Source organism: Oscillibacter sp. ER4, from assembly GCF_000765235.1.
Lineage (GTDB): Bacteria > Bacillota > Clostridia > Oscillospirales > Oscillospiraceae > Hominicoprocola > Hominicoprocola fusiformis.
Genome location: NZ_JPJG01000075.1, coordinates 1 through 8,930 on the forward strand (window position 1 = coordinate 1; position 8,930 = coordinate 8,930).

The 8,930-nt window shown below is 50.0% G+C and carries 8 protein-coding genes and 2 pseudogenes; all 10 read left to right on the top strand.

Annotated features, from left to right (window positions below; all coding sequences use genetic code 11):
• Positions 1-1,569 (top strand): recombinase family protein (locus NI20_RS0111560; protein ID WP_033121558.1); only part of this gene is annotated, 1,569 nt, incomplete at its 5' end.
• Positions 1,566-1,910: a TnpV protein gene (locus tag NI20_RS0111565; RefSeq protein ID WP_033119194.1), complete on the top strand. Its 345-nt coding sequence runs from the start codon at positions 1,566-1,568 to the stop codon at positions 1,908-1,910. The genes NI20_RS0111560 and NI20_RS0111565, both read left to right, overlap by 4 nt.
• A gap of 135 nt (positions 1,911-2,045) precedes the next feature.
• Complete coding sequence (locus tag NI20_RS0111570) at positions 2,046-2,876, top strand: TraX family protein (protein WP_025483373.1); 831 nt, start codon at positions 2,046-2,048, stop codon at positions 2,874-2,876.
• Positions 2,877-3,202: 326 nt separating this feature from the next.
• A complete protein-coding gene (locus tag NI20_RS0111575) occupies positions 3,203-3,604 on the top strand; it encodes a hypothetical protein (RefSeq protein ID WP_033121559.1) in 402 nt (133 codons plus the stop codon).
• Positions 3,605-3,732: 128 nt separating this feature from the next.
• Positions 3,733-4,092, top strand: a complete 360-nt coding sequence (locus NI20_RS0111580; RefSeq protein ID WP_033121560.1) for a DUF3847 domain-containing protein — start codon at positions 3,733-3,735, stop codon at positions 4,090-4,092.
• On the top strand, positions 4,058-5,554 hold the full coding sequence (gene mobQ / locus NI20_RS0111585; protein ID WP_033121561.1) for a MobQ family relaxase: 1,497 nt from the start codon (positions 4,058-4,060) through the stop codon (positions 5,552-5,554). The genes NI20_RS0111580 and mobQ overlap by 35 nt, the downstream gene beginning before the upstream one ends.
• Positions 5,551-7,422, top strand: a complete 1,872-nt coding sequence (locus tag NI20_RS0111590) for an AAA family ATPase (protein WP_033121562.1) — start codon at positions 5,551-5,553, stop codon at positions 7,420-7,422. The genes mobQ and NI20_RS0111590 overlap by 4 nt, the downstream gene beginning before the upstream one ends.
• Positions 7,423-7,565: 143 nt before the next feature.
• Complete coding sequence (locus tag NI20_RS14750) at positions 7,566-7,724, top strand: transposon-encoded TnpW family protein (protein ID WP_081027740.1); 159 nt, start codon at positions 7,566-7,568, stop codon at positions 7,722-7,724.
• Between the two features lie 41 nt (positions 7,725-7,765).
• Positions 7,766-8,584, top strand: a pseudogene (locus tag NI20_RS0111595) (VirD4-like conjugal transfer protein, CD1115 family); the annotation flags it as partial.
• Positions 8,585-8,718: 134 nt separating this feature from the next.
• A pseudogene (locus tag NI20_RS14755) lies at positions 8,719-8,847 on the top strand (Maff2 family mobile element protein); the annotation flags it as partial.
• Positions 8,848-8,930 lie beyond the last annotated feature (83 nt).

Here is an 8,930-nt window from a genome sequence, read left to right on the forward strand (position 1 = left end):
CGTCAGCGTGGCGTTCGCCTTATCGCCATCAATGACGGCGTGGACAGTGCCAGAGGGGACGATGATTTTACCCCTTTCCGCAACATTATGAACGAGTATTACGCCAGAGACACCAGCCGTAAAATCCGTTCCACTTTCCAGTCCAAAGGCAAGTCCGGCAAGCACCTCACAGGCACAGTCATTTACGGCTATCTCTGGAACGAAGCCAGAGACCAATGGTTGGTTGACCCCGAAGCCGCAGAGGTGGTCAAGCGTATCTTTGCCATGACGATTGAGGGCTACGGTCCGTATCAGATCGCCAGCAAGCTGAAAGAAGAAAAAATTCTCATTCCGTCCGCTTACCTTGCCCAGCACGGCGAGGGCGTGAACAAGAATAAGACTTTCAAAGATGTGTACGGCTGGGGTTCTTCCACCATCTGCAACCTTCTTGAAAAGCGTGAATATCTGGGACACACCATCAATTTCAAGACCCGAAAGCACTTCAAGGACAAGAAAAGCCATTATGTCCCGGAGGACGAATGGACGATTTTTGAGAATACGCACGAAGCCATTATTGACCAGCAGACCTTTGACCTTGTGCAGAAAATCCGTGGGAATGTCAGACGCTACCCGGACGGCTGGGGCGAAGCAGCTCCCCTCACAGGCTTGCTTTATTGTGCCGATTGCGGCGGCAAGATGTATGTCCACCGTACCAACAACGGCAAGCGTATTTCTCAATATACCTGTTCCCAATACAGCAAAGTCCCAGTTGGAAAGCTCTGCACGACACAGCACCGTATCAATGAAGATGTGGTACTGTCCCTTGTTTCCGAAATGCTCAAAGCTATTGCCGAATATGCCAAGCATGACAGAGCCGAGTTTGTCCGTGTGGTGCAGGAAGCACAGTCCAGCCAGCAGACGGCAGAGGTCAGGAAACAGCGGACACGCCTTGCCACAGCAAAGCAGAGAGTTTCCGAGCTGGAAGTCCTGCTCTGCAAAATCTATGAGGACAACATTTTAGGCAAGCTGTCCGACAGCAGATACGCCACTCTGGACGCTCAATACGAAAAGGAACAGTCCGAGCTTACCGCTGAAATCTCTGTTCTGGAAAAGGCTGTCAAGAGCTATGAGAAGCACGAAAAGGACGCTGACCGTTTTATCGCTCTGATTGGTAAGTATGAGAACTTCGACAAGCTGACCATTGCCATGCTCAACGAGTTTATCGAGAAAATTCTTGTGCATGAGCGCGACCGCAAAGGAAGTATACAGACCACACAGGAGGTTGAGATTTACTTCAATTTTGTTGGGCGTTTCGTTCCCCCGGCGTTTGGAGAAGTGGAGCTGACCCCGGAGGAATTAGAAGAAATCCGCAAGCGAGAGGAACGCAAGGACAGACTTCATCAGAACTACTTGAAGCGTAAAGCCAGCGGAGCGCAGAAGCGATACGAGGATAAAATCAAGGAGCGGAAAAAGGCAGAAATCGAAGCCAAGAAAGCCGCCATTCGTGCAGAGGACATTGCAAAGGGCGTGTTCGTCCCTGTCAGCAGCTTACCGCAGAGAGAGCCAATGAAAGGAGTACAATCAGCATGAATATCACTTACACACAGAACGGCGATTATCTTATCCCGAACATCGTTATCCGCAAGACCAAGCCCATCGGACACTACGGCAGACTTCGCAAGGCGTATCTGGAAATGCACCGCCCGATACTGTTCAATGAACTGGTGCTATCCGACAAGCTCTTTGAACATTGTGCCGAGATTGACGAAGCGGCACGAAACCGCATGGAGCTGATCGTGCGGTCACTGGCAGAGCAAAACGGTGTGACTGAGCAACTGAAAGCCGATAATCAAATGGAATGGGTGCGGCAGATGAACGCTTGCAAGGCACAGGCAGAGGAGATTGTGAAAGCAGAATTGATTTATGATTGAGTGAGGAAGTCCGGGCAGAAAACTGTTCGGACTTTTCTCATATATTCCAAAGTTGCGATAGAATTGTTCACGAGTTTTATGGTATAATTTGAATGCGAAAAATCGTAGAATTGGAAGTTGGTAGGAGGTTGCTTTATGAGCCTTGATAGGAAAATAAATCGCATTCAATTTCTCTCAGGAAATTCGCTAAAGGTTATTGCTGTACTGACAATGCTTATTGACCATCTATGTAAAATTGTGCTGCAATGGCTGCTATCAAACTACTGGGGGGCTATGGCAGATAACGGGCAAATGTCGTGGGAGAGATTCCGAGAGATAGATTATTTCATACGGTTTGATTTGCAAAGCATTGGGACGATTGCTTTTCCGCTATTCTGTTTTTTGCTGGCAGAAGGATTCCAACACACAAGAAGTAAAAAACGCTATATTGGGTTGATGCTTGCATTTGCCCTTATTTCGGAAGTTCCATTTGACATAGGTTTCTTTAGTGCGTATTCACGAATGGAAGATACATTTCCGTTTTACTTGAAGTATCAAAATGTATTTTTCACCTTGTTTTTAGGCTTATTGACATTGGTATGCCTTGAAAGATTTTCGTGTAAATCAGACCTACCGGTGGATAGAATAAAATCAGCAGTCCTGCAAGTTCTCAGTGTAGTGCTTTTTTCCGGCATTGCGGAAGGAATCCATTGTGACTACGGTATGCAGGGGATCTTATTCATATCAGCATTTTATATTTGCCGTAATCACCGAATCTATCAAGTGTTGCTGTTCCTTTTGGCTTACATGGGGACAACGGGGAATCAACCGCCTTTATGTACGCTTCTTGCCTGCTTGCTTATTCTGCTATACAACGGAAAGCGTGGTAAACTGAAGCTAAAATACTTCTTCTATGTTTTTTATCCAGCACATATCCTTGTCCTATATTTGATTCAGATAGGACTCGGAAAATACTTACTGAAATGACTAATTGCAGTTTGTCGAGAAATTAAGCCGGAGCAAACCCCTTTAGGAACTAAAGGGCGCACTTCTATACTCTCCTATCGGGAGTATCGTGCGTCCTGCGGAGCTTCATTCTCTGTCAGCAGAAGAAAACTGCTTGCCTGCGAATGTTGCGTCACTTCGTTCCGTCAAGGTGGCTACACCCCCTTGCGCCGCTAAAGCGGCTATCCCTTGTGGACTTGCCGTCCGCAAACAGCATAAAATGCTGTTCGCCGCCAGCAAGTTTGAAGGCGAATAAAATGAATTTTATGGAACAAGCAAATCGGAATTTGACAAAGGAGTGTGATTGTATGAAGAAGTTGATAACACTTGTCTTAGCATTAGTTTGTGTGTTAGGTTTGGTCGGTTGCAATCAAAAGGCTGTTAGTGCTTCAGAAGTGTACTCTTTCCCCGAACCTACAACAATGATTACAGTGTCTTTCTACTCACAAGGAGAAGAAACTGCATTTGAAATTGGTTCAGAGGAATATGACTCCAATGATTTATCTACAACCCCTGTTATTAACTGGTTCTATGATTTGAAGCTGACTGCTTGCGATGAGCCAGAAGCAGTAGAAGGCTCGGAAAGTTATGAATTCTATGTGAAAGGTGAAAGTGCCTTTACCTACGAAGATAGAGGTAGCGAAGCATATATTATCATTGGTGGGAGCTACTACAAGGTAAGCAATCCTTCTGCTCCACCGATTAACTAACCCAATTTGAATTTGTCTAACTGAACACAAAAACCGAATACCGAAAATCAGACCGTTGACTGGTCGCACTATGCGAAAAGTTGACGGTCTTTTTTTATCCGCAAAATCAAAAAAGGAGGTCAATTACAATGACAAAACCGAAAACCCTTGAACAGCTTCGAGCCGAAAAGGAACGAGCCGAGACGCAGCTTGCACAGGAACAGCACAAGCTGGAGCGTCTGGAGAACCGAAAGAAGTTTCTGGAACAGGGCGAGCGAAAGAAACGCACCCACCGCCTTTGCAATCTGGGCGGAACGATTGAGAGCCTTGCCCCGGAGGTCAAAGATCTCACACGCACCGAAATGACAGAGCTGATGGAACACATCTTTTCTCTGTCCGAAGTCCAGCGAGCCGTCCGTCACATGGCGATTACCCACATCAACAAAGCGAACGGAGGAAAGGAGTTGAAAGCCGATGGCACTATTTCATCTGAGTGTCACGCAGACTAAGCGAAGCGCAGGACAGTCCGCTATCGCTTCTGCTGCCTACCGAGCCGGGGAGCGATTGTATAGCGAGTATTACGGCGAATACAGCGACTACACCCGCAAGGGCGGCGTGATCTGCTCTGACATTCTCCTGCCGTCCCATGCACCGCCCGAATACGCAGACCGCCAGACCCTATGGAACGCCGTGGAAAAAGCCGAGCGTGGAAAGAACGCCCAACTTGCATACAGCTTTGACATTGCCTTGCAGAATGAATTTTCCCTTGAGGAAAACATCGCTCTTGCAAGGCAATTTTTGTTGGAGAACTTTGTGAGCCGGGGCATGGTGGTTGACTTCGCCGTACACCAGCCAGACCGGGAGGACGGCGGCATACCAAACCCGCATTTTCATGTGCTTTGCCCCATCCGCCCCATCGAGCAGAACGGAAAATGGGGACTAAAGCAACGCCGGGTGTATGAGCTGGACGAGGACGGCAACCGTATCCGGGACGCAGACGGAAAGTTTGTGTTCAACGCCGTTCCCACTACCGACTGGGGCAGTCCCGAAACGCTGGAATACTGGCGGCAGACATGGGCGGAGCTATGCAACGCCAAGTTTGCGGAAAAGGGGCTTGACATTCGTATCGACCACCGAAGCTATGAGCGTCAGGGCGTGGAGCTTCTTCCCACCGTCCACGAGGGCGCAACCGTCCGGGCAATGGAGAAGAAAGGCATACGCACCGAGAAGGGCGAGTTCAACCGCTGGATCAGAGCAACCAATGCCGTTATCCGGGACATTAAGAAGAAAATCGCTCTCCTGTTTGATTGGATTGCCGAAGCAAAAGCGGAGCTTGCCAAGCCGCAGGCACCCAACCTTGTTTCTCTGCTGAGCGCCTATTACACCAGCCGTAGAGCCGGGGCATATTCGCAGAAAGGTAAGGTCAGCAACCTAAAGGAGATGAACGAGACTTTCAATTATCTCCAGGCAAACGGCATTTACTCCCTTGAAGATTTGGAACACCGTGTCAGCGAACACAGTGCTGCCACAGAGAGCTTGAAGAAAACGCTGGACGAACAGACCGCCCGAATGAAAGCAATTAAGCAGCTCTATGACAGCTCCGCTGCTTTCCAGAACTTGAAGCCTGTCTATGACGGCTTGCAGAAAATCAAGTTTGAGAAGCCCAGAGCCAAGTACAAGGCAGAGCATGAAGCGGAACTGATACAGTTCTACGCCGCCAGACGAAAGCTGACCGGGGAGTTCCCGGACGGCAAGGTGGATATGAAAAAGCTGTCCGACGAGTATGACGAGCTGGAACAGGCGCACGAAACCACCTATGGCGAGTTTAAGGCTGTCAGAGACGATTTACACCGCCTTTGGAAGGTCAAGTCATGCGTAGATACTGCCGCCCGATTTAACGAGCGTACAGAGGAACAAAAGCTCCAAAATCGACCCCAAACACGACAGAAAAAGGAGGAACTATCCCGATGAATTACACCCAAGCACAGATTGACCGGGCAAATGCCGTCAGTCTGGAAGATTTTCTCCGCACACAGGGAGAGACGCTTATCAAAAGCGGACGGGAATACCGCTGGAAAGAACATGACAGCCTGACCGTCCGGGGAAACAAGTGGTTTCGCCACAGCCAGAGCAAGGGCGGCTATCCCATTGATTTTGTCATGGAGTTTTACGGCAAGTCCTTTCCCGAAGCTGTCCAGCTCTTAACCGGCGAAAGCGGTGAGGGACAGAGCGAAGCCAGCACAGCACCGCACACAGCGTTTCACTTGCCCTTGCACAACAGGACAGCCGACAGAGCAATCCAATATCTCACAGAAAGCCGAGGTCTCAACAAAACGCTTGTTGAGGCTTTTCTTCTTTCCGGGGATATTTACGAGGACGCAAAGCGGCACAATGTTGTGTTTGTCGGCAGAGACCGAAGCGGTACGCCGAGATACGCCCATGTGCGAGGAACGGCAGACCCATTCAGACAGGACATTGCCGGGTCTGACAAATCCTATCCGTTCCACTATGAGGGAAACGGCAACCAGCTCTTTGTCTTTGAAGCACCGATTGACCTTTTGTCCTTTATCTGCCTTTATCCGCAGGACTGGCAGACAAGGAGCTACCTTGCCCTGGGCGGCGTTTCAGGCAAAGCCCTTGACCGTTTCCTTTCTGAACGCAAGGACACCCGAAAAGTGTTCCTCTGCCTTGACAGCGACACCGCAGGAAGTGAAGCCTGCACCCGGCTGGCACAGGACATTCCTGGCGAGATCGCCGTCATTCGCCTTGTCCCGGCAAGGAAAGACTGGAACGATGTTCTCCGTCAGCAAGGGGACATTCCCAGCCGCAAATTCATAGCCGAGACAATCACGCTGCGAGAGCTGCCCACCGCCCAGCCTGTCCCCATGCTCCGCATGGCAGATGTGGAGCTGACGAGCGTGGATTGGCTATGGTTTCCGTATATCCCCTTTGGAAAGCTGACAATTATCCAGGGCAATCCCGGCGAGGGCAAGACCTACTTTGCTATGCGCCTTGCGGCGGCTTGCACCAATCGAAAGCCTTTACCCGGTATGGAGACACTTGAGCCTTTCAATATCATCTATCAGACCGCCGAGGACGGTCTGGGCGATACCGTTAAGCCCCGGCTGATGGAAGCGGACGCAGACCTTGAAAGAGTACTTGTCATTGACGATAGAGACACGCCGCTGACCCTTGCCGATGAGCGCATAGCAAGGGCAATCCGTGAGAACAACGCAAGGCTGGTTATCATTGACCCGGTGCAGGCGTTTCTGGGCGCAGATGTGGACATGAACCGGGCAAATGAAGTGCGCCCGATATTCCGCAGTCTGGGAGACATTGCACAGGCTACCGGGTGCGCTATCGTGCTGATCGGACACCTCAACAAAGCCGCAGGAACGCAAAGCACCTACCGGGGATTAGGGTCTATCGACATTACGGCGGCAGTCCGCAGTCTGCTCTTTATTGGCAAGCTGAGGGACAGCCCCACAACAAGGGTACTTATCCATGAGAAAAGCTCCCTTGCGCCGCCCGGACAGTCCCTTGCCTTTTCTCTGGGAGACGAGAAAGGCTTTGAGTGGATAGGGGCTTATGACATTACCGCTGACGAGCTTCTTGCCGGGACAGACACCGCAAAGACCGAGAGCAAGACCGCACAGGCGCAAATGCTCATTCTGGAATTGCTTGCAAACGGAAAGCGTATGCCGAGTGCAGAGCTGGAAAAGGCAGTCAATGAGCGTGGGATTTCCTCACGCACCATGAGAACGGCAAAGAGCCGTATCGGAGACAGGCTTGTGACCGAGAAAGACAGCACAGCATGGGTCTGCTATCTCCGAGACTGACAACAGGAACACGGCAAGCGTGGCAAAGACGGCAAGGTTTTTATAGATACCTTAATGTTGCCGCCTTGCCTTGTTCCCTCATACCGACACCGCCCGATGATGAATAGTTACCGGGCACTTTTTCATTTACAGGAGGATTTTGAATGAACAATACCGCAACCAACACCACCACTTGCCCGACTGTCAGAAAGCAGATTGGCAAGACCACCTATATCGTCCGTGTCCATTTCAGCGAGACCGCCAAGGAGACGATGGAGGACAAAATCAAGCGTATGCTCCGTGAAGAAGTCCGCAAAATGTGACTTCTTTTTGAATTTGATGAAAAAGTCCTTGACTTTTCGTCTCTGGCAAGACTGCTAAGTCGATTTTAATTTCCTGCGGTGCAAGGCTTGCGCCCTTCGACATTGCAGAGCTGCGGGAGCTGATGAGCTACGATGAGATGGAACTGGACACCATCGGAGACCGGAAGACGGCACTGTTCGTCATCATTTCCGATACCGATGACACCTTCAATTTCGTCGTGGCAATCATGTATTCCCAACTCTTCAACCTTCTCTGCGACAAAGCAGATGACGTTTACAACGGACGGCTTCCCGTCCATGTGCGCTGTCTGCTGGACGAGTTTGCGAATATCGGTCAAATCCCCAAGTTTGATAAGCTCATCGCAACCATCCGCAGCCGGGAAATCTCGGCGTCAATCATCTTGCAGTCCCAATCTCAGCTCAAGACCATCTACAAGGATGCGGCTGACACCATCACGGGCAACTGTGACTGCACACTTTTCCTCGGCGGAAAAGAAAAATCGACCCTCAAGGAAATCAGCGAGGTGCTGGGCAAGGAGACAATCGACCTTTACAACACCTCAGAAACCCGTTCCAACAACAACTCCTACGGCTTGAATTATCAGAAAACCGGCAAGGAACTGATGTCTCAGGATGAGATCGCCGTCATGGACGGAGCCAAGTGTATTTTGCAGCTTCGAGGCGTGAGACCTTTTCTCAGTAACAAATACGACATTACGAAGCATCCAAAGTACCGGCAGCTCTCCGACTATAACAAGCGGAACGCCTTTGACATCGAGAAGTACCGGCAGCACAAGCTGGTAGTCAAGCCCGATGACACATTCGACCTCTATGATATGGGCGAGGTCGATGCAGATTAAAGCCCCGTCGCTGCACTGCGCAGTGGGTAAAGCCTGATGGCTCATCCCAAAGCAGAACAGCGACGGGGCTTCTTTTTTTATGCCCATTTTCAAAAATACACAACCAATCTTTTTCAAATCAAGGAGGAAAATCTATGGCTTTCATCAATCAGGCTGTCACGGTTCTTCAGACGCTCGTTATCGCCCTCGGCGCAGGTCTCGCAGTGTGGGGTGTTGTCAACCTCATGGAAGGCTACGGCAACGACAACCCCGGCGCCAATGCTCATGTGTGGTAAAGTAACACACAAGAAATTGAAAGACAATCAGCTGACTATTCCGTGTCTATTTATAGCTAAGGTTTTGAATC

Coding starts and splice junctions, on each gene's coding strand:
- mobQ (WP_033121561.1), top strand. CDS start 4,058: ATGGCACTATTTCATCTGAGTGTCACGCAGACTAAGCGAAGCGCAGGA.
- NI20_RS0111575 (WP_033121559.1), top strand. CDS start 3,203: ATGAAGAAGTTGATAACACTTGTCTTAGCATTAGTTTGTGTGTTAGGT.
- NI20_RS0111565 (WP_033119194.1), top strand. CDS start 1,566: ATGAATATCACTTACACACAGAACGGCGATTATCTTATCCCGAACATC.
- NI20_RS14750 (WP_081027740.1), top strand. CDS start 7,566: ATGAACAATACCGCAACCAACACCACCACTTGCCCGACTGTCAGAAAG.
- NI20_RS0111570 (WP_025483373.1), top strand. CDS start 2,046: ATGAGCCTTGATAGGAAAATAAATCGCATTCAATTTCTCTCAGGAAAT.
- NI20_RS0111590 (WP_033121562.1), top strand. CDS start 5,551: ATGAATTACACCCAAGCACAGATTGACCGGGCAAATGCCGTCAGTCTG.
- NI20_RS0111580 (WP_033121560.1), top strand. CDS start 3,733: ATGACAAAACCGAAAACCCTTGAACAGCTTCGAGCCGAAAAGGAACGA.